The organism is Aliiroseovarius sp. S2029 (genome assembly GCF_023195575.1).
Taxonomy (GTDB): Bacteria; Pseudomonadota; Alphaproteobacteria; order Rhodobacterales; family Rhodobacteraceae; genus Aliiroseovarius; species Aliiroseovarius zhejiangensis.
In genome coordinates this window covers 1-20,203 of record NZ_JALPQE010000005.1, presented here as the reverse complement: position 1 = coordinate 20,203, position 20,203 = coordinate 1, and the positions used below count along the sequence as shown (strand labels likewise).

Here is a 20,203-nt window from a genome sequence, read left to right as displayed (position 1 = left end):
CTAGCCGACCAGTTCCTCCAGCGCGGCATCGCCAAAGAGGCGCGGATACTCGATCTTCGGGCAACGATTCTCCACCACGGTGACACCCTTTGCCTCGGCCTGCGCGCGGGCCTCGGCATTCTCGACCCCCAGCTGCATCCAGACCGTCTTCAGACCCGGCAGCGCATTCAACGCCTCGTCCACAATGGGGGCGACAGCGTCCGAGCGGCGGAACAGGTCGATCATATCGGTTTCGGGCGGCAGATCACTGACCGAAGCGACAACGGTTTCGCCGAATATCTCCTGCCCGGCCAGTCCGGGATTGACCCCGATCACGCGGTATCCCTTCCGATTTAGAAATCCCGCAACCTCATGGCTTGCACGTTCCGGTTTGTGGGACAGCCCGACCAGCCCGATCACGCGGGTCGAGGTCAGGATGGATGTCAGGCGGGCATTTGTATCGTCATGTGTCATGCGCGACAGATAGGCTGATGCGGGTCCGTTTCCAATCCCCCAACCCTGCCCGTGAAAAGAAAAATGCGCCCGAAACCAGATGGTCGGGCGCAAGTTGGTGGAACGAGGGACAGTGAAATGAGATATCGGGCGTTCCACAGCCCGCTCTCGATCAACAAGTATGTGCAAACCCACGTAGGAAAAGGGGTTGTAAAGAACTTGTGAACACGGCGCGACCACGTCACGGCACCGGGCACGCCGGGTTTTAGCCGCTCAGCACACCAGGCCAGAACCCGTCCGCCTGAGCGATATGGCCATCCATATCTGCGCGCCACAGCTCGCGCACACCAAGGCTGAAATTCAGATATAGACGCCCGTCATGGATCGTCCAGGCCTCGGGCACGGTTGGCGCAATCTGCCCCTTGCTCATCGCATAGGCGCAATAGCCGCCATATTGCGGTGCATAGCGCATCGGATCATCGGCAAACATCGCCCGATGCTCGTCATTGGCAAACAGGACGGTCACGCCGTTGTGGTCAAAGGCAAATTCCGGCAGGCCGGGCAGCGGTCCATCGGTAGTGAAATAGGCGACGGGATCATGCCCGTCCCACGCCACGCCATCTTCGATATACACCGCTGCAGCCGCCGCAGCACGCGCACGCGGCACCACCAAGCCAACCGCAATCGGCGCAGCAAGCAGTCCCGACAGTACCTGTCGGCGTGATCGTTGTGTTGTCTTCATGTGGCCCCCCACGCCCTTATCAGATCACTATCTGCAGAAAAATCCACCCCCCTCAAGGGGAAGTGATCAGCGGGACGCGCGTGTGCGGGAAAGCGCCACTGCAGCCGCGTTCGAGACATTGAGCGACCCGAAATCGCGCGCAAATGGGATCTTGACCAGGTGATCGCAGGTGGCTTTGGTCTTGTCACGCAGCCCCGGCCCCTCGGCCCCCAGAACCAGCGCGACAGGGCGGTCGGGATGGGCGTCCAGAGCGGCATCAAGGGTCATGTCGGCCTCGCCATCCAGCCCCAGCACCACAAATCCCATCTCGCGCAGCTCGACCATCGTGTCGGAAAGGTTGCGGATTCGTAGGTAAGGCTGACGTTCAAGCGCGCCCGAGGCGGTCTTGGCCAGCGCCCCCGTTTCCGGCGCCGACCCGCGCGCCGTCCCGATGACCGCGCTGGCCCCGAACACTTCGGCCGACCGCAGGATGGCCCCCACATTGTGCGGGTCGGTGACACGGTCCAGAAGCACCACAACGGGCAGCCCCCCAGCCCCGCCCATCACCCGGTCGGCCACACTGCCCCAAGCCAAGGGTTTCACTTCAAGCGCCGCCCCCTGATGCACCGAGTTTGGATCAAGGGGCGCGGGAAATTTCCGTGCATCGGCGATTTCCGGTGTCATGCCGGACGCGTCGATGGCCTCGGCCAATTTGTCTGCCGCGTTTTTTGTCACGATCAGGCGCAACCGTTCCCGATCCGGGTTCATCAGCGCATCGCGCACCGCGTGCAGCCCGAACAGCCACACGGTTTCGGCCGCAGCATCGCGGCGTGCCTTTTCCTTCTGAACCACCCATTTCGGCTTTTTCACCATGCCGCATGCCCTTCTTTTCGCAAGGCCTGGACAATGCGGCGATTGCGTAGGCGAGACAAGGGCCGATCACCGGACAGTGGGCGAAAAATGGACGAATTTTCGTATTGACCCTTCGGCGTGGGCGGGATAATCAGCCCCACATTCGGCGCAACACGCGCCGGGAAAGTGGGCGACAGGCCGCAAGGTGTGGCAGGGGACTGTAACTCCCTCGCGGAGACGCACGCTTGGTTCGATTCCAAGGTCGCCCACCACTTTCCCCCGGCAAGCGCCTCCCCACAAAGGATGAAGGTCTCAGACCATACGCGCCGGGATCAGGCCGCGAAGGGCGTTTCCGATGAAAATCGCCTTTGCATGGCGAAGGTCATCCGCCGATATGATACGCTCCTGGACCCGCCCCTCTGCCAGCAGTTCTTCGCGCAGGATGCCGGGCAACAAGCCGCAAGAGACCGGCGGCGTGACCAGCCCCTGCCCGAAATCAGCAAAGATATTGGTGATCGTCCCTTCGCATAACTCACTTCGTTCATTCAGAAAAACGACTTCATCAACACCGCGGGGCAACGCCGCCCGGGTGTTGTCATAGAGCGCCCGGCGGGTGGATTTGACCGTCAACCACGGGTCATCTGACAGAAGCGTCCGTGACGAAATCTGCACGGACCAGATCGTGTCAGGGACCAGCGGCTGATGCGGTGTCGTCGACAGATCAAGCGTACCGTGACGGTTCAGTGTCAGCCGCAACCGGCGCGGAGATGGGGCCGCAACCCCGTCCAGCACCGCATTTGCCTTCGGCAGAACAAATCCCAGCCGCGCCGCCGAACCCGCCAGCCGGGCCAAGTGTCGTTCCCGCCTGTGAACCCCGCCCTCGGGCGTCCACAGCATCGTTTCGATCAGCCTTGCGTCGTCATCAATTGCGTCGCGAAACGTGCTTTCCATAGGGCTTCCTCGTATTCCGACGGCGCGGTGCTGTCAAAGACGACGCCGCCGCCGACATTCAGCGTCACCGCGCCATCCTCGACCATCAGGGTGCGGATGGCGACGTTGAACTCCGACCGCCCGTCCGGCGCGGCCCAACCGATGGTGCCGCAATAGATCTCGCGCGGGCTGTCCTCAAGCTCGGCGATGACCTCCATCGCGCGCAGTTTCGGCGCCCCGGTGATCGAGCCACAAGGAAACAGTGCCTGGAATATGTCGCCCAGCCCGGTGCCTTCCTGCATCTGGCCGCGCACGAGCGAAACCATCTGATGCACGGTCTCATAGCTTTCCACAGTGAACAGCTCGGGCACACAAACGCTGCCTGCTGTGCAGATCCGCGAAATGTCATTGCGCAAGAGGTCAACGATCATCAGGTTTTCCGCCAGGTTCTTTTCGTCGTTGCGCAGGAAATCGACTCGGTGGGCGTCTTCAATCGGATCGGCGCTGCGCGGTTGCGTGCCTTTCATCGGGCGCGTTTCGATCTGGCCCGTGGCAGAGGTGCGGAAGAACAGTTCGGGCGAGCGGGACAGAATTGCGGGCAGACCCGCGGCCTGCACATGCGCACCGAACCGCACAGGCTGGATGCGGGCCAGCGCGCCATAAAGAGCGTGATGCGGTCCGGGCGCGTGACCGCGGATCGGAAAGGTCAGGTTTACCTGATAGGTATCGCCCGCACAGATATAGTCATGCGCCCGTTGGAACGCGCGGTCATAACGATCGCGGGTCCAATCCGGTGACAGTCCGGCCAACGCAGCGGGACCATCGGCAAACACGTCGGGTGTGCAGGGGTCGTCATAAACGCCAAACTGCAACAGCGGCAGGCGCCGGGTCGAAGGCATCAGGGGCACAAGGCGCGGCTCCAGCGCGTATCCCAGTTCATAGCTGGCAAACCCGGCCACCCAGGCACCTCGCGCACGGGCGTGATCCAACTCGGCCAGCGCGGGGGCAACATCCTGCACTTCGCGCGCCACGATCAGCCGCCGGGGCGTGTCGAACTGGCAGGGCGTCTGGTCTGAGCCGTGATCAAAGCGCAGCTTCACGCGGGGTCTCCGTCTGGATGGACCCCGGTTCTATCAAACAGTTTGCGAAGGCGTGCAACCATTTGCGCCCCAGCGACGCGCGATTGCGGCGCAGACCCCATGCCGACCATCAGGCAAAATGAATACCGACAGCGCCGAACGGGCCAAAATCGGCATGAATGTCGGTGCCGGGCGGGCATTCCACTGGGCGGATGAAACTGCCCGACAAGATGATCTGCCCTGGTTCGATGCGCTGGCCATATTGGGTCATGCGCCGGGCCAGCCAGGCGACGCTTTCAACGGGATCGTTCAGAACGCCCGCCCCCAGCCCGGTTTCCTCGACCTCGCCATCGCGGAAGGTGATTGCGCCCACCCAGCGCAGATCATGCGCATCGATGGCGTGGCGATCCTCGCCCAAAACGACGCCTGCATTGGCCGCATTATCGCTGATCGTATCAAATACGGTCCGCGTCTGCCCGGTCTCCGGGTCAACCCGGCATATGCGCGTATCGAGGATTTCAAGCGACGGGCTGACGTAATCTGTGGCGGCAATCACATCTTCCCGCGTCACGTCAGCACCGCTCAGCGAAGATTTCATCACGAACGCAATCTCGGCCTCGATCCGGGGTTGGATAAAGCGCCCGGCGGGCACCGTCGCACCGGAGTCAAACAGCATGTCATCGAACAGGATGCCGCTGTCGGGAATGTCGATATCCAGCGCATATTGCATGGCCTTCGAGGTCAGGCCGATCTTCCAGCCAATCACCCGGCGCCCGTCGGCCTGCTTCTGGTCGCAGAGCGCCTTTTGCACGGCATAGGCATCGTCCATCCCCATTTCAGGGTGGCGCAGTGTAAGCAAACCGATTTGCTTGCCTGCCCGCTCAGCGTCCAGCAAATCGGCAGCCGCTGCGGTGTGATCGTCCGGGGTCATGGCGCTTCGTCCGCGACGGTGTTGTGCAGGGTGCCGATGCCCACGACCGAGACCTCGACCACGTCACCGGGCACCAGATAGCGTGGCGGATCGAACCGTGCGCCTGCCCCGGTTGGCGTGCCGGTGACAATGATGTCACCGGGCTGAAGCGTCATGAAGGTCGAAATATAGGCGATCTCTTCGCGGATCGGGAACATCATGTTGCGCAAGTGATCGTCCTGCCGCAGCTCACCGTTCACGCGGGTCTGGAGGCGCGCGTCATCCAGTTGTGCAGGATCGGTGAACGGCACGAGCCATGGCCCCATCGCACCGGAGCGATCCCAATTCTTGCCCTGCGTGACGTTGAACTTGGCGTGCCGCACCCAGTCGCGGATGGTCCCTTCGTTGCAAAGCGTCAGGGCGGCGATGTGATCATAGGCATCCTTGGCCGCGATCCGGCGTCCGGCCGTGCCGATGACAATGGCAACCTCGCCTTCATAGTCCAACGTATGGTTTTCCGGTGGGCGGATCAGCGGTTGATCGTGCCCGGTAAATCCGCTGGCGAAGCGTGGAAACAGCGACATGTGTTCGGGTTGCGCGCTGCCATCCTTGTATTCCGCGTTACGATCCGGGAAGTTGACGCCGACGCACAGGATGCGCCGCGCATCGGGCATCACCATGTCAAAGGTGAAATCCGTGTGCGTGACGGCCCGGCCCCGCCCCGCTTCGACAAGCCTGCCAAAGCCCCCCGCCGCAATGGCGTCATACAGCGTCGGCCATTGGGGAAACTCTGTCGACAGGGCGACCGCCCCGGCTTCGGTGATCGCGCCATAGAGGGCCTTGCCCCCGGCGGTGAAACTGGAAATCCGCATGCAGGCCCCGTCAGACCGAGAAACTGATATTGGCCTGCCCGGTGCCGGAGCTGCCGAAATAGGGCGTGTAGATGTCGATACGGCCCTCGTAATCCTTCCAGCCCAGCGCCCCGAACAGAAGCGCGGTGTCATTCATCGCGCATTCGCCGGTGCATTTGACGGCATAGTCGGGCAGGAGGTCGAGAAACTCGGCCCATTTGCCGTTCTGCCACAGATCGAGCACGCGCAGGTCCATCTGGCGGTTGAACTCGCCATTGACCGAGTTCAGCCCGTCGACCGAGCGTTCGTTCGGCGTGAAGTCATGGCTGAGCGACCCGGATGCCAGCACCGAGACCTTGCGATCCGACCGCCGGATGCCTTCGGCGATGGCTGCGCCCCAGCGGCGGTTTTCCTCAATGGACGAGAATTGGTTCACGGCGACGGGCAGGACGCGGGCATTCACGCCCTCGTTGATGAAATGCATTGGCAAAAGTGTGCCATACTCCATTCCCAGATCGGGTTGCGCGTGACCCATGGCGCGTTCGCCACGTTCTTCAAGCACATTCAGGATGCTGTGGGCCAGAGCACTGTCGCCCCGGTAGTCAAACTCCATATCCGCCAGCATATGCGGCAGTTCATGGCTGATGAAGCGTCCGTTGTGATGATCTTTGGCGTTCAGGTGAAATCCCTGGTTGGTGATCCAATGGGTGTCGAATACGATGAAGGTTTCGACGCCCCTGTCAATCGCATCCCGCCTGAGCCTTGCATAGCCATCCAGCGCGGGTTGGCGGATGCCTTTGTATTTTTCCATCGTGTGCGACATCCAGATGCTGGGCACATGGGTGATTTTCGCGGCCTGAACGATCTGTCCCATCGGATTTCCTTTGGCGTCTGTCGGAACGAGGGGCTAGCCCCTCGTGCTCCCCGGGATATTTATAACAAGAAAAAGACCAGCTACGCACCCAATCGCATGATTTTGTGTTGGCCGGTGGCAAAGCCGATATGTTTCTGCTCCATATAGAAATCGAAAGACCAGTCACCGCCATCGCGTCCGATGCCCGAGGCTTTGGTGCCGCCAAATGGCGTCGGCAGGTGGCGCACGTTTTCGGAGTTCACCCAGATCATCCCGGCGTCCAGCTTGTCTGTGAAGCGCAGCGCGCGGGTCAGATCGTTGGTCCAGAGATAGCCGGTCAGCCCATAAGGTGTGTCATTGGCCATGGCGAGCGCTTCGTTTTCGGTTGTGAAGGGAATCGAGGTGAGGACGGGGCCGAAGATTTCTTCCCGCGCGATGCGCATGTCGTTGGTGGCATTGGTGAACAAGGTGGGACGGATGAAATAGCCCTGGTCCCCGACCGTCATCCCGCCGGCGGCAATCGTTGCACCGTCCTGTTTCGCAATGTCGAAATACGACGTCACCTTGTTGAAATGCTCTTGCGTGACGAGCGGGCCAATTTCCGTCGCGGGGTCAAGCGGGTGGCCAACTTTGATGTTGTTCACCCGTTCGATCAGTTTCGCTTCGAACGCGTCACGGATCGTGTCCTGCACGATGAGGCGGGAGGACGAAGTGCAGCGTTCGCCGTTGATTGAGAAGATCATGAAAATCACGGCATCAAGCGCCCGGTCGAGATCGGCATCATCGAAGACGATGACCGGGTTCTTGCCGCCCAACTCCAGATGGTTGCGTTTCAGCGTGTCCGCCCCCTGTCTGATGATTCGTGTCCCTGTTCGGCTTTCCCCCACGAAGGCGATGGCGCGAATTTTCGGGTGTTCACATAGCGCCTTGCCCGCGTCTTCGCCAAAGCCGTTGACGGTGTTCAGCACGCCGGGAGGCAGGCCGGCCTCTTCTGCGATCTCGACCAGGAGCCGCGCGGTCAGGGGGCTGGCTTCGGCGGGTTTGTGCACGACGGTACAACCCGCCGCCAGGGCGGGCGTGATCTTCCAGGTTGACAGCATGAATGGCGTGTTCCACGGCGTGATGACGCCCACCGGGCCGATCGGCACCCGGGTGGTGATATTCATCAGGGTTGGCGATTTCAGATGCTGTCCATCCCTTGCCTGCACCACCTGATCCGCGAAATAGCGAAAATTCTCGGCCCCGCGCAGCGCGGCCTTTGACATGAAGCGGATGGTTTGCCCGGTATCCCAGCATTCGCACAGGGCAATTTCTTCGGCCCGTGCCTCGATCGCATTGGCAAGATGGATCAGGATCTTTCGCCGCTCGGTCGCGGCCATGTCACGCCAGTCGGCAAACGCATCATGAGCAGCTTGTGCGGCGGTGTCGATGTCTTTGGCGGTGCCGAGGGCCACGTTGCAGATCAGGCTTTCGTCGACGGGCGTGTGGTTTGCGAACACCCCCCCTGCCCCGGCCCTGTCCTTGCCTCCGATGCGGTTCGGAACACCTTTTTCGCGAAACCTTGCCAAATATCCTTCCAGTTTGGTCATGTTCTCAGTCAAACTGTTCATTCCGCCCCCTTACGTTGCAGGCAAACTGCTGCGCATATTTATTTCACTTGTTAACTAATTTTACCTGATGCTGTCAAGCTGAAGGGGGGCTTGTACGGAAAGATGCCGATGGAAGGGCGCTAATTGGCAAATTTGAGAGAAGCGAATGGTGCCCGGGGGCGGAATCGAACCACCGACACGAGGATTTTCAATCCATCCAGAAGATTTGATTGGTGCAGAATCCATACATTTACGTTGCAGCTACTTTAACCGAACAATGCGCAAAGAACCGTGGGCTGCTGTTCTCGACTGGAGCGAGCCGCCGCGGTAAAATGCATCGTAACCCGGTGACGGCAGACTTCAGTCACGTCGTCGCCCAGTCGTTAACTGAGACGCCGATGTTCCGTTTGCACAGAAGCTTGTTGATTTGCCTTTTGCTGGGACTTGCCGGTCCGGTTTTGGCCCAGCGCGAGATACACGTCGTGGCGGTCGGCAAAGGGTACCAGACGGAGGATTACTATGCCTTGCCCGAGGCCCGGGTCTTGGTGGATCGACCAGGTCGAGAAATCGGTCTTGTGTTGCTGGACGATGGGGAACTGCACTGGAAGGTCGAGGCAACGGAAGGGACCAGTATCGGCGAGATCATAAGGAGTGGTCCAAGCCCGAGAAACAGCAAGGTCACTCTCTTTGGGATTCCGATGGCCGGATTTCAGGTCTCTGGGCTGCCCCTTGTTTTTCGCCCATTGGGGCGGAAATTCCGAACGCTCATCGACACTTTGGCCGACAGTATGGAAACAGAGCGGATCAGCAGCTTTCGGGGGATACACAAAGCCACCGACGTGCCTGTGAAGATAGATCAAGCTGATACGAGAACCGCCGGTTTCGCGCGTGACTACCTTTCGCAGCTGGTCGTCGCGTCCGATGATCTGCCGCCGGAAATCCGCGACTGGTTCGACAACAGGGGCAGCAACTCACAGTTCACCCTGGTATTCGATGAGAAGGGGATTGACCTTACTGGCCCAACAGGCACGCGCCGGTTTGCGGCAACACCCAATGTCCCTGACATCTTCCTGCCGGCAGCGGCCGTTTATGACCCAGACTCGCAGACGATCTATTGCATCACCTATGGCGCGGAAGGCTATCTTTACTCTATCGATGTACAGACCGGGGCGTGGGCAGTTGTGACCAGCCTGGACGAGTATGACGCAGCCGGGTTGCTCTATGATCCCAAGAGTCGCTTGCTCATTACAACTGGCGCCTTTTCCCGAACAGGCGAGATCAAGGTTTTCGGTTTGGACGGAAGCCGTTCTTCAATCTTCATCCTTACCACAGCCTTTCCCGGGCTGACCGATCTGTTCGACTATGGAAACGAACATGGGCCACCGCTGACACCCCACGCCTATCGTAACGGGTGGCTGCTTCTCGAAGCTGTGGCGCGCCGCGACAGCGCCCATTCAGACGCTGGGGCGTATCGTATCTATGCTGTCCAAATCACCACCGGCGAAGTGCGCCTGCTGCACTTTGGTAATGAATGAGGCCGAGAGTTTAGTTCGCGAACAACAATGAGATTTGGCGAGCGTTCCAGGTGTTTCGCACGCATCGGTTTACCATGACCCCAGAGCAGTCACTGAACAACGATCCCGCACGACGCGTGGTTCCAGTCATAGCCAGTTGCCGACAGTCCTTCTCGGTCTCCGAGTTGGCGATTTCGCGCATAGTTGTCCCGCCCATCGGGTCATCCACGCGGGACCAGATCGAGGAGATCCAAAGGCCGGATCGCTGCATATTGAACATTTGTTGACGAAGGTTCGTACGAGGAAGCATCATGTACAAATGAAAGAAGAAAGGTCTGGCGCCCCTCAGATTGTCCTTCTGCTGCATGGCATACGAACTCGTGCCTGGTGGCAGGGGCCGCTTTCGATTTTGCTGGAGGAAGAGACCGGCACGACCGTTATTCCAGTTAAATACGGACGGTTTGATCTTCTGAGGTTCCTGCTTCCATTTAGGTTTCTGAAGACACCTACAATAAGAAAGATTGAAAGACGGATTGAAGAAACACTGCATCGTTATCCGGATCACGAAGTTACTATAATCGCGCATAGCTTCGGAACCTACGCGCTCTCAAGAGTACTACTTTCCAATCCGCGTATCCGCTTGAAGCGGATCATCTTGTGTGGCTCCATCATCGCTCAAGATTTCCCCTGGGATCGTTTGGCCTCGCAATTCCCCGAGGCGGAGCAGCGCAATACGATAGTCAACGAATGCGGCATGCGTGATGTCTGGCCTCTGGCGGCCAAATCCCTGACTTGGGGCTATGGCACGTCAGGCGTCGATGGCTTCGGAGCAGTCGCGGTCCGTGACCGCTTTCATGACCTCGGGCACAGCGAATTTCTATCGCTGGAGTTTGCCCGCGAGTTCTGGGTTCCGCTGATCAGGGAGGACAGGTTTGTTGTCTCGAAGGTCGAAGCCTCCGGCGTAAGGCCCAACTGGGCACTCGGAATGCTGCGGCTTCCTTATCGCTATGTGGTCATTGCAGCTTTGATCGGTGCCTTGGCGCTATCATACACATCCTGGGTCGGAACAAACCGATACGATGGTACTGAGAAATTCGGCACGATGGGCTTGGCTGGGTTTGACGCACCCACGCGATCACTCGTGATGTACGCAACTGCACCGGGAAAGGTGGCGTTCGATGTGAACACGATTGATGGAAAGACCTCTCCGTTCAGCTATGCGCTCAGTGAGGCACTTAGGGATGGCGCTACCGATGTCGACTACATCGCGCCGAAGGTCAAGGCCGCCGTTTCAACGCAGACGAGTGGAGATCAGGTTCCAGATTTTCAGAATGAACTGGGTGTCAGTCTAAATCTGGCAGATCGCAGTTTTCGAAAGATCGCGCTTATTGTCGGTAATGCGGACTATATAAATGCACCCGACCTACAAACTCCGATCTCGGACGTTGTTTCAGTCTCCAGTTCCTTCCGTGACCTGGGCTTCATGACATTGATAGCGACGGATGTATCACTGGAAGAGCTAAACTATACGTTGGATGGAGTTGTTGACTTGATCGAAGCTTCCGAGGCGCCGACCATTGTTGCGTTCTACTATTCCGGTCATGGAGTGCAGGTCGACAATGAGAATTACATGCTTCCTGTTGATGCAGACATACAAAACAAGCGAGACCTCGAAGCGGGCGCAATGACTATCCGCAGTGTCATCCGCGCGATCCGTGAGTCGACCGTGGAATACACGTTGATCTTACTGGACGCTTGCCGTGACAATCCTTTCATTCAAACTGCTGCGCTCGATCTTCGACCGGCGCCTGTCAATCCAATTGAGAGTGGCGTCGACGGATTTACCGTTCTGATGTCAGACTCAGAGCTGGCAACCGGCGTTCACGACCTGCTGCTCGACAAGTGTGCGGGTTGCCACAACTCGTCAGGTATGAGCCCTAATCTCGAGACACTGGAGCGGATAGCGGGAAACAGCTCACTCATTACAGCAGGCAATCCTGCGGAATCCGGTATTTTGCGGGCTATGCCGACGGTTTCCGAACACGACAACATCGCGCTATCCGAGTCCGATTTTGAGTTGCTCGAGTGTTGGATATCTCGTGGGGCAATTGTACCCGATGAGGTGGGAACCAACACAAGAGGCCTTGTTTTGGCGCCGGAGTATTCGACCTGCTGATCTCTGCGCGATGATCTTGCGCAGGGCGGTATCGACCGTAAGGTGCGTTTCTCGTGACAAATCCAATCATTTGATCATCGATATTCTGTGAGGAATTCGTAAGAAATCTTAGCAACTCCTTCTCCGGAGGGCCGCACCGCAGAAGTCGAGGCTAGCGGGTAGCTCTAGGGTCGAACACCACAGACCTCATGGATTAGCCGAGAGTCTTTAAAGTGCGTCTGGTGCAAAAAAGGGGGGGGGCGCAGATTGCCCACAATCTTGCCGTTTGTCGCTTCTACAAAATACGCGCAAAGAAACTTGTCACACGAAGCGGGCTCAGGTTCCAACAAAGGTTCAAACTGTGTGTACAGGAGTGAAGATCTGCCTCGCGCCACCTTGGAAATTGTCGAGATGCAGCTCCCACCGGGCCTTGGGCCAATGGATGTCGAGCTTCCGTTTCCTGGGCCTGTAGACAGCCGTGTAAAGCGTGCCGAAGCCCTGAGTGAATGCAGTGGAATAGAGCGGCGGTCGCAGGAATGAGTTGATGAACTTCTCTTGCGGTTCGACATGGAGCGTCAGTCGTTGCAAAAGGAACCGTTCGCGTTCGACAGTGGCGGTAAACCTGGCGTGGCTGGCCCACTCTACACGCTCTTGGTGATTGGTGGCGACTGCCGCAGTCGTGAGTATGGTCTCGCGGTCCGGGGCCATCAGGGCGGTCAGATACTTCCGTTTGGCATCGACAACCGTCACATTGTAGCTCATATGCGTGGGCACTCGTTTCAGCACTTCGCCCGCCTCTTTCGCGGTTTCGCAGGTCTGAAGCACATAGCGCAGGATCAGCGGCACGCCAAACCCGTCACCCACCACCCTGCGGCCACCGAAGGTCAGCGACACCGCCAGCCCGGCATCGTTCATACCGTCCACAAGGCCCCACATGCCATCGCTTGTGCCCATCACCGTGCGGCCCTGCCAGGAAGTGTGCAGGATCAGGCTGTCAAAGGCGTGCGGGCTGTAATCATAATTTCGCACCAGAACCGGCTCAGCTCCGGGCCAGATCGCCTGACTGCACCCCGACAGATAGGGGGGCGGGCAATAGAGAGACAAAAACCGCGCGGCGTGATCTGAACCGCCGGCAAGCGCGCACAGCTGTTCGAAGAGCGGCACCAGTTCGGGCATGTACTCGTGCAGGGCCTTTACACTGTCCAAATAACCTGGGCGCGCCTCGGCCCCATCGCGCAGCCACCAGCGGTGATAGTCCGGCCAGTATTCGCCGAATAGCTCGGCCCAGACAGGACCAGGCTCCGCCTCAGATATGGCCCGCCAGTTCAGCTGCATCCGGTCTGACACTACATGATCTTGAACGCGGGATCGGCCAAGGCAGGCCCCGCCTCGGCCATGGGCAACGGTCGCCCGGCGACACCCTGTTTGATTCCGTGGATCCAACGCTTGCCGCGCTCGTTTAGCTTGAAGCCCTGCGTCATCGATCGGCCGCGAGTGACAATTATGCCGATATCGGCCCCTTCATATCGATAGTCACCCGGCTGGAGTATGCGCAGGAAGAACGCCTCGTTCTCGCTTTCCACCGCGCGGCGGTGATAGTCGAAACGGTCAAAACTGATGCTGCCATCCTCGTTCATTTTGTAGATACCAGTTTCGGGCACCTGCGATGCGATATCAACCGTGTCTTCGGTATGCTTGATCACCATCTGCGACCAGCTGTCAATCATTGCAGGATCAGCCCAGCGTTCGTTCAACTCCTCCACATCCAGATTGAACTTCTTCCTCGAAAACTCAAGCAGGTGAAACAGAAACAGGGGCGCATCCGCATGGGCGAAAGCCGCATGGTTGGTCATGGAAGATGCACCAGTGATGCGTGGATTCAGTTCCCCCAGCCAGATCTCATTAGTTTTCTTGTCGATCAGGAAATCCAGCTCAAAATAGCCGCGATACCCTTCCTTGCGCAGCTGCTCGCCGAATTTGAAAGTCAGTTCGCGGGCTTGTTGGCGCACCTTCGGGGGAAAGGCGGTCGAGAAAATCTCGTTCCCGCACCAGCCGCCACGATAGGGGGTGAGTTCCTTGAAACCCACAAGCTCGGTCATCAGCGGGCCCACAATGGTGCCTTCCTTGGTCGCGCAGGCCTCGATCGCCGAGCCACGACAGTCGATCCGCTTCATGATCTTAATCTCGCCTTCGCCAACGATCTCGTGCTCGTGACGCCGGAAATCAGCTTCGGATTTGACAAAGAAGGTCGTGTGCCCGCTATCGCCAAAGGCCGATTGCAAAACCAGATCATGTCCGATCCCGGCTTTCTCGCAGGTCTTGCGCAAGTCCTCGTAGGATTTCACCTCGGCCAGCACATTGGGCACCGACGGCACGCCCGCCTTGTTGCCGATGCGAACGGTTTCGATCTTGTTGTCCATGCTGGTACGCAGCTTGGCCTTGGGGAACCAGACCTCGGCGCCCAGCTCCTTGCTCAGCCGCTCGGTTTCTTCGTCGAACATCAGGAAGACGAATTTCGGTTTCCCCCCGCGCCGCTTGATCAGGTCAATCACTTCCTTGTGCTGCAGAAGGTAGTTGTTGATATCCTCGATCGACTGAAACTCGGCATGGGGCTGCTCAGACGGGCAGAAGACATTGGGATGCCTGCCATCATAGCAGTCAATGTAGCATATATATTTGAAATTCTTGCACCATTCGTCCAAGCCCAGCAGATTGAAGTTGGTCGCGGAGATGAAATAAATCGGATCCTCGTTTCGGTGGAAGTGACGGCGGATTTCCGAGATATTCTTCAAGACGGCCTTTGGCATTGGGTCCTCCCATCATTATCATTTATGGCGCGCATCGTTCAGTTTCAGCCGGGCGGCGTTGGTCTTGGCCAGTTGCTTCAGTGCCTCTTGCGTGAACACCCTTAGCCCTAGATCATCGCGATAGCCGTGGATTTCACTCACATCCAAAGCCCGCATGAAACCCAGGATTTCCTTACTCACCACCTGGCCAGGGACAAGGATCGGAAACCCTGGCGGATACGGAATAATGAACGAAGCCGAAACCAGATCCTCACCGCTTTCGAGCGCCTCGTTAATTGATCCGTCGAGTTCGAGATAATCACAATTCTTCTCATCGTAGCTCAGAAAGAAGGCTGAACGGATATCCCCCTCTCCGGTGATCTGATCTGTTCGGAATGCATCGTGGAAACGGCTGAAATCCGGCAATGGAGGCAAATCATGCATCAGGTTGGCGACGCGCTTTTCAAACCCGCGCCGCTCCATAATCGAAGCGTCGTCAAGCAATTCATCGAGTTCCTTGGCGATCTCGACCAGCACCTCGATCAGGTAGGCCACCGACGATCGCGTCGTTCCGATATTGGTCATGAACAGCACAGTATTGCGCGAGGTTTTGTTGATCTGGATGCCGTACTTGTCCATCAGGATATCGGTTTTGAAGGTGTCGCCGTCCCAGCCCGTGCCACCGACTGCCAGCGTCACGCGCGTGGCATCCAAGACAAACTCGTCCTTCTCCCAGCAATCCCAGATATCGGTCCAGCCCTGCTCGGGGTCGTAATAGGTTTGCACCCCGCTTTCGCGGTGCTGTTCGGGAATCATGTCGCCGGCGGTCAAAACCTTAAAGTATTTCTGAAGCAAGGGGTGAGTTGCGATGGCGCGGCGCATCGACATGGCCGCTTCGACCTGCCGCTGGACAAATTCGAACCCTTCCAGCTCGACCTGACGCCGCCCCACATCAAGGCTGGCGATAATCTGGTAATTGGGCGACGTTGATGTGTGCGTCATGTAGGCTTCTTGGAAACTCGCTTCGACCTCACCTTTGAAGTCCTGATCGTTCACATGGATCATCGAGCCCTGCCGAAGCGACGTCAGCGTTTTGTGGGTGGATTGCGTTGCATATATGCGCACACGTGCTGCAGGTGGCGGAAGAAGTCGCGTGTTGAGCAGTGTTTCCTCGTCAGCGCCTTCCAACTCTGTCTTCTGCTGTTCGTAAGCACGGGCATGGTCCGCGGTGCGTAACCTTTCCCGCAGGTTGTTCGCCGCGTTCATACCGGTGCGTTGCCGGTAAGTTGGGCCAAACCGGGCAAATCCGAACCATGCCTCATCCCAGAGGAATACGAGATCGGGCTTGATCGCGAGGCATTCCTCCATCACCCGCTCGACGTTGTAGACAACCCCGTCAAATGTGCAGTTGGTCAGCAGAAGCATGCGCACCCGATCAAGCTTGCCCGCTGCTTTGAGCCGCAAGAGCTGATGCTTGATTTCGCGCAGTGGAACCGCGCCATACATCGAGTATTCATTGAGTGGGTAACTGTCGAGATAGACTACCTGCGCGCCAGCCAGAACCATGCCGTAATGGTGCGACTTGTGGCAATCGCGGTCGACCAGAACGATATCGCCGGGTCGGACCAGCGCCTGCACGACGATCTTGTTGCACGTCGAGGTGCCGTTGGTGGCAAAATAGGTTTGCTTCGATCCAAAGGCCCGGCTGGCCAGTTCCTGCGCTTCCTTGATGGGGCCATGCGGCTCCAGCAGGCTGTCAAGCCCGCCAGACGTGGCCGAGGTCTCCGCAAGGAAGATGTTGGGTCCATAGAACGCACCCATATCCTGAATCCAGTGGCTGCGCGAAATCGACTTGCCCCGGCTGATCGGCATGGCGTGAAAGACGCCGGTTGGTTGCTTGGAGTATTCGACGAGCGCGGTAAAGAACGGGGTCTTGTAGCGCGCCTGAACACCGCGCAGGATATTCAAGTGAAGCTCCAGGAAGTCTTCCTGATTATAGAAAACTCGCCTGCATATCCCCAGATCAAGCCCGGCGATATCTTCAACGGAACGATCCGTCACCAGATAGGCATCCAGCTCGGGGCGCACCTTGGCGATCAAACGGCAAAGCTCGGGACCATAATCCTCGGGCAACAGCGCCTCGATTGAATCAATCCCTCCCGCACGGTTCAAGTAGCGGGTCAGAATAGACAGCTCAACCTTGGATTCCATGATCAGGCCCGGCCGAACCACGATGGCCTGAATATTGTGATTGAAGAGAATCCCGATCAGCGCGTCCTGCAGGCTGGGAACCACAACCGTTTCATAGTGGAAGGGGTCTTCAAACCGCCGCATCCTAGAAAAGTTGCTCTTCAGCCAGCGCTCCTGATGCTCGTTCACATCATCGACGATCATCACCTCGAAATACGGCTTTGCCAGAGCACGAGCTTCGATGGATTGGATCACCTCGTCTTCATGTTCCTCGGCATCTGCGCTGTCGCGTTCCAGTGGAATGTGTCGCCGTCGATATGCACCCGTCGTAAGTGCCCGGGTGATCCGCTGCACGGCGAATGCAACGTCCTCATAGTTCTTGTGTTCGAACTGCCGTCGAATGTGATCGAAGGCCTGCACGCCTGGAAAAGCCCAATACGCCTCGATCAGAGCGAGCGACTCGAACAGCTGGTTAATCTTCTCGATCTGCTTGTCGGAGCGTGTTCCACCAGGGTCGCGGGCAAGTGCTGCTGTCGCCTCGCGCATGGCGCTCCATCGATCCGATCGAAGCTGGATCGCCGAGTAGTAGTCACTCATGGACTGCATGGCAGGATCCCCGCGTTGTAAAAACGGACGAGCCTCCCATACTGACTGTTTATCGCTTCACGTCAACTACTCGAGGATTTTACCGGATCGAACAGTTCCTGATGATCCTTCGGATGGGTGCGGCGCGCGAAGGGCTTGACCGGCATGGCCGCCCTGCCCTCCTCGTCCAAAAGGATACCTGCGCGAGAGCCTTGCTTGGGCGTCTCAAGCGGCCCCAGCTGATGCAGGTAGGCGTCGGTGCCACTGCTGCGGTCATAGATCGGAAAGTCGACCGAACGGTCGCGGAAGCTCTTGAGCACCTGGCCCAGTCCCTTCATCCCGGTTTCGCGCTGTCTGCGCACCTGGTTCAGGTCCAACTCCAGCGGGAACATGTCCTCTTGCCCTGCCGATTGGTGCAGAACGGTCGCCGACGGGTCAATGACGCAGGATCGGCCAACCCCGCCAGCGCCCAACCCATTGACATCAACGACATAACACTGGAACTGTGCGGCGGTGGCCCTCGCAATCGCCAGTTCGGCATCGCGATCGGTGGTGCCGGTCAGGACGGGGTGCAACAACACCTCCACGCCCTGGCTGGTCAGTTGGCGCGTGGTCTCGGGAAACCATATATCATAGCAAATCGACAAGCCGAACCGACCAACCTCGGGCACGTCGAACACGCAAAACCCGGTTCCAGCCGCCACCCCCGCTTCATACGGGCGGAAGGGGAACATCTTTCGGTAGACCGCCACCGTCTCACCCTGCGGGTTCAACACCGTAGAGGAGTTGTAGATCTGTCCATCCTCAGTACGCTCGAACATCGAGCCAGGGATCAGCCAGATATTGTGCTTCACCGCAGCCTCGCGGAACCGGTCAATCGCCTCATTCTGCAATGGCAGCGCGGTTTTGGTCAACGGCCCAAAGGGCGCAAGCTCGCTGAACAGCACCATTTGCGTCCACGGAAACCGTGCCATGAGCACATCCAGTCGATGGATCATGCCGTCTACGTTCGGCTGCAATGCATTCACGTACATTTGCACACCGGCAACTGCGAATGGCGTCATCTAGTCGATCTCCGTAAGAGCTCAGAAGTCGGGATGAGGCTACTCTCTTTCGAGATGGAAGAACAAGAAAGCATCTGCACACCCGGAACGTGGTACATAGAGACAGTTCAGAACCGCTGCAATCCTAAAGGAACCAATCTTTCTTTTCTGGTTCGGTCTTCGAAGCACGTCCTGATGGGTGTTTAACATCAGCGCCTGCGGGACAGATTTGAGGTTTTCGTAACGAAGGATTTCTGGTTCACCGCAGCGACCAAGGAGCGAAACTATTGACACCCCTCGCGCAAAGTGTGTTTCGTGATCATGACGGCGGCATTGGATGCGTGACGCATTTTTGCGCTGTATCTACGCGGCCAACAGATCTCGCTCCAACTTCTCAAACATAGATACATCTTCTTCCGCATTCTCGAAGAGGTGCCCATAGACATCCATTGTCATGGTGATCGAAGCGTGCCCAAGAAGCGTCTGAATCTTCTTCGGCGTCCAGCCTTGCTCAATGAACAGCGATGCGGCGGCATGTCGGAGTGCATGAATGCCAAACTTTGCATTTCCTTCGTGATCGACAATCTCGTTCTCAACCAACATTGGTTTGAACACGCGGTTGTAGATATTTGAGTAATTCTGCACTTTGCCAACCGTATTTGGGAAGACCAGATTCTGATCGCTCTTCAGCCTTAGCGCCTGCCAATCGCCTAGTGTGTTGAGTACCATCGGAGCCATCGGGATCTCACGGGCCCCTGCCCTGCTCTTTGGCAAGCCGATCTCGCAATACTCATCTGCGCGCTGGAATACGCGTATTACTTTACGATCGAAGTCCACAGCTTCCCAGGTCAGTCCCCTCAATTCGGAAATCCGCATACCCGTGAAGATAGCCGTGATGAACATGGCCCGATGTGTCTTTGGGGCATTGTTGATGATCTTCCGGATCTCTTCCTTGGTGGGAATTTCAGCGCGCTTCGCATCGCGACGTGAGCTTCGTTTGACTTTCACTTCAGCAGCAGCATTATGGGTCGCCCATTCGCGTTCCACGGCTTCCGAAAGAATGGCTCGCAGGCTGATCATGATCTTCTTTACCAGCGCACGGGATACGTCGTCGTCAAGCAGTTCATCCATGAAATCTCGGACTTCACTGCGCGACAGATCACTGACCAGAAGATGTCCTATCCTCGGTTCAATATGGATCTTGGCATGACTTCGATAAGCCTTCAGCGTAGAGCGTTCGAGCTCATTACGCAGACAGGTTTTCAACCAGCTATCGCAGGCATCTGAGACGGTTTTCTTGGGCTTACCCATATGCAGTTTTCCTTTTCGATTGTTCTGAACATATTATAGCGAGGGTGGATTAAGCCGTCGGGTGTTTTCCCATCAAGATTCTAAGAAATCTCACCAAATTACAGGTGGTTAAGATCGACCACCTTGCGATCACGCCATCACACCCAAATTCTATTGGATCTCCATTTGTGACGGCAGCACTCTAGCCGGAAGCACACTTGGCAGAAGGCAAGCCGTGCAGATAATTTACGTTGTGGCTACATAGATAAATTATCCGCAATGGTATCTCGTCTTGCTCTCTGACATCTCAGCTGGCCTATCTGCTTGCCGAAGCCACCTCAGCCATTTCCATCAAGCCTTCCAGCGCCTTCTTGAACGGCCCTTCGAGTTCGATATCGCCGCGCATGCATGCCATGCGAAACA

16 protein-coding genes and 1 tRNA gene are annotated in these 20,203 nt (G+C 57.8%); 3 read left to right on the top strand and 14 right to left on the bottom strand.

The window, feature by feature from the left end; all coding sequences use genetic code 11:
- From MUY21_RS11020 to rlmB, 3 genes are all read right to left on the bottom strand, one after another.
- A complete protein-coding gene (locus MUY21_RS11020; RefSeq protein ID WP_248410438.1) occupies positions 1-453 on the bottom strand; it encodes a CoA-binding protein in 453 nt (150 codons plus the stop codon).
- A 244-nt stretch (positions 454-697) separates the two neighbouring features.
- Positions 698-1,174, bottom strand: a complete 477-nt coding sequence (locus tag MUY21_RS11015) for a YHS domain-containing (seleno)protein (protein WP_248410437.1) — start codon at positions 1,172-1,174, stop codon at positions 698-700.
- Between the two features lie 66 nt (positions 1,175-1,240).
- The gene (rlmB, locus tag MUY21_RS11010; protein WP_248410731.1) at positions 1,241-2,023 is read right to left on the bottom strand and encodes a 23S rRNA (guanosine(2251)-2'-O)-methyltransferase RlmB; all 783 of its coding nucleotides are present in this window, start codon (positions 2,021-2,023) and stop codon (positions 1,241-1,243) included.
- 170 nt (positions 2,024-2,193) lie between these two features.
- On the opposite strand from rlmB, the gene MUY21_RS11005 reads away from it, so the two are divergent.
- A tRNA-Tyr gene (locus MUY21_RS11005) sits at positions 2,194-2,277 on the top strand.
- Between the two features lie 40 nt (positions 2,278-2,317).
- On the opposite strand, the gene MUY21_RS11000 is transcribed toward MUY21_RS11005, so the two are convergent.
- The 6 genes from MUY21_RS11000 to hpaE form a co-directional block, all read right to left on the bottom strand.
- Positions 2,318-2,956 carry an aminotransferase class IV family protein gene (locus MUY21_RS11000; RefSeq protein ID WP_248410436.1) on the bottom strand — a complete coding sequence of 213 codons (639 nt, stop codon included), beginning with the start codon at positions 2,954-2,956 and terminating at the stop codon, positions 2,318-2,320.
- Positions 2,911-4,035, bottom strand: a complete 1,125-nt coding sequence (locus tag MUY21_RS10995) for an aminodeoxychorismate synthase component I (protein WP_248410435.1) — start codon at positions 4,033-4,035, stop codon at positions 2,911-2,913. The genes MUY21_RS11000 and MUY21_RS10995 overlap by 46 nt, the downstream gene beginning before the upstream one ends.
- Positions 4,036-4,144: 109 nt before the next feature.
- Positions 4,145-4,945 carry a 2-oxo-hept-4-ene-1,7-dioate hydratase gene (gene hpaH, locus MUY21_RS10990; protein WP_248410434.1) on the bottom strand — a complete coding sequence of 267 codons (801 nt, stop codon included), beginning with the start codon at positions 4,943-4,945 and terminating at the stop codon, positions 4,145-4,147.
- The gene (locus MUY21_RS10985) at positions 4,942-5,796 is read right to left on the bottom strand and encodes a fumarylacetoacetate hydrolase family protein (protein ID WP_248410433.1); all 855 of its coding nucleotides are present in this window, start codon (positions 5,794-5,796) and stop codon (positions 4,942-4,944) included. Before MUY21_RS10985 ends, hpaH begins: the two co-directional genes overlap by 4 nt.
- A gap of 10 nt (positions 5,797-5,806) precedes the next feature.
- On the bottom strand, positions 5,807-6,649 hold the full coding sequence (gene hpaD, locus MUY21_RS10980; protein WP_248410432.1) for a 3,4-dihydroxyphenylacetate 2,3-dioxygenase: 843 nt from the start codon (positions 6,647-6,649) through the stop codon (positions 5,807-5,809).
- A gap of 80 nt (positions 6,650-6,729) precedes the next feature.
- Entirely contained in the window at positions 6,730-8,238 is a 1,509-nt protein-coding gene (gene hpaE, locus MUY21_RS10975; RefSeq protein WP_248410431.1) for a 5-carboxymethyl-2-hydroxymuconate semialdehyde dehydrogenase, read from the bottom strand.
- A gap of 212 nt (positions 8,239-8,450) precedes the next feature.
- On the opposite strand from hpaE, the gene MUY21_RS10970 reads away from it, so the two are divergent.
- Together MUY21_RS10970 and MUY21_RS10965 are read left to right on the top strand one after the other, a co-directional pair.
- Positions 8,451-9,752: a hypothetical protein gene (locus MUY21_RS10970; protein WP_248410730.1), complete on the top strand. Its 1,302-nt coding sequence runs from the start codon at positions 8,451-8,453 to the stop codon at positions 9,750-9,752.
- Positions 9,753-10,050: 298 nt separating this feature from the next.
- Positions 10,051-11,907: a caspase family protein gene (locus tag MUY21_RS10965; protein ID WP_248410430.1), complete on the top strand. Its 1,857-nt coding sequence runs from the start codon at positions 10,051-10,053 to the stop codon at positions 11,905-11,907.
- 333 nt (positions 11,908-12,240) lie between these two features.
- Here the strand turns inward: MUY21_RS10965 and MUY21_RS10960 are convergent, their stop codons facing one another.
- The 5 genes from MUY21_RS10960 to MUY21_RS10940 form a co-directional block, all read right to left on the bottom strand.
- The gene (locus MUY21_RS10960; RefSeq protein ID WP_248410729.1) at positions 12,241-13,221 is read right to left on the bottom strand and encodes a C45 family peptidase; all 981 of its coding nucleotides are present in this window, start codon (positions 13,219-13,221) and stop codon (positions 12,241-12,243) included.
- An 11-nt stretch (positions 13,222-13,232) separates the two neighbouring features.
- Positions 13,233-14,693, bottom strand: a complete 1,461-nt coding sequence (locus tag MUY21_RS10955; RefSeq protein WP_248410429.1) for a biotin carboxylase — start codon at positions 14,691-14,693, stop codon at positions 13,233-13,235.
- Positions 14,694-14,711: 18 nt separating this feature from the next.
- Entirely contained in the window at positions 14,712-17,468 is a 2,757-nt protein-coding gene (locus MUY21_RS10950) for an aminotransferase class I/II-fold pyridoxal phosphate-dependent enzyme (protein WP_248410428.1), read from the bottom strand.
- 62 nt (positions 17,469-17,530) lie between these two features.
- Entirely contained in the window at positions 17,531-18,511 is a 981-nt protein-coding gene (locus MUY21_RS10945; protein ID WP_191285332.1) for a carbon-nitrogen hydrolase family protein, read from the bottom strand.
- Positions 18,512-18,853: 342 nt separating this feature from the next.
- Positions 18,854-19,801 (bottom strand): site-specific integrase, encoded by a 948-nt coding sequence (locus MUY21_RS10940; protein WP_248410427.1) that lies wholly within the window; start codon positions 19,799-19,801, stop codon positions 18,854-18,856.
- Positions 19,802-20,203: the final 402 nt, after the last annotated feature.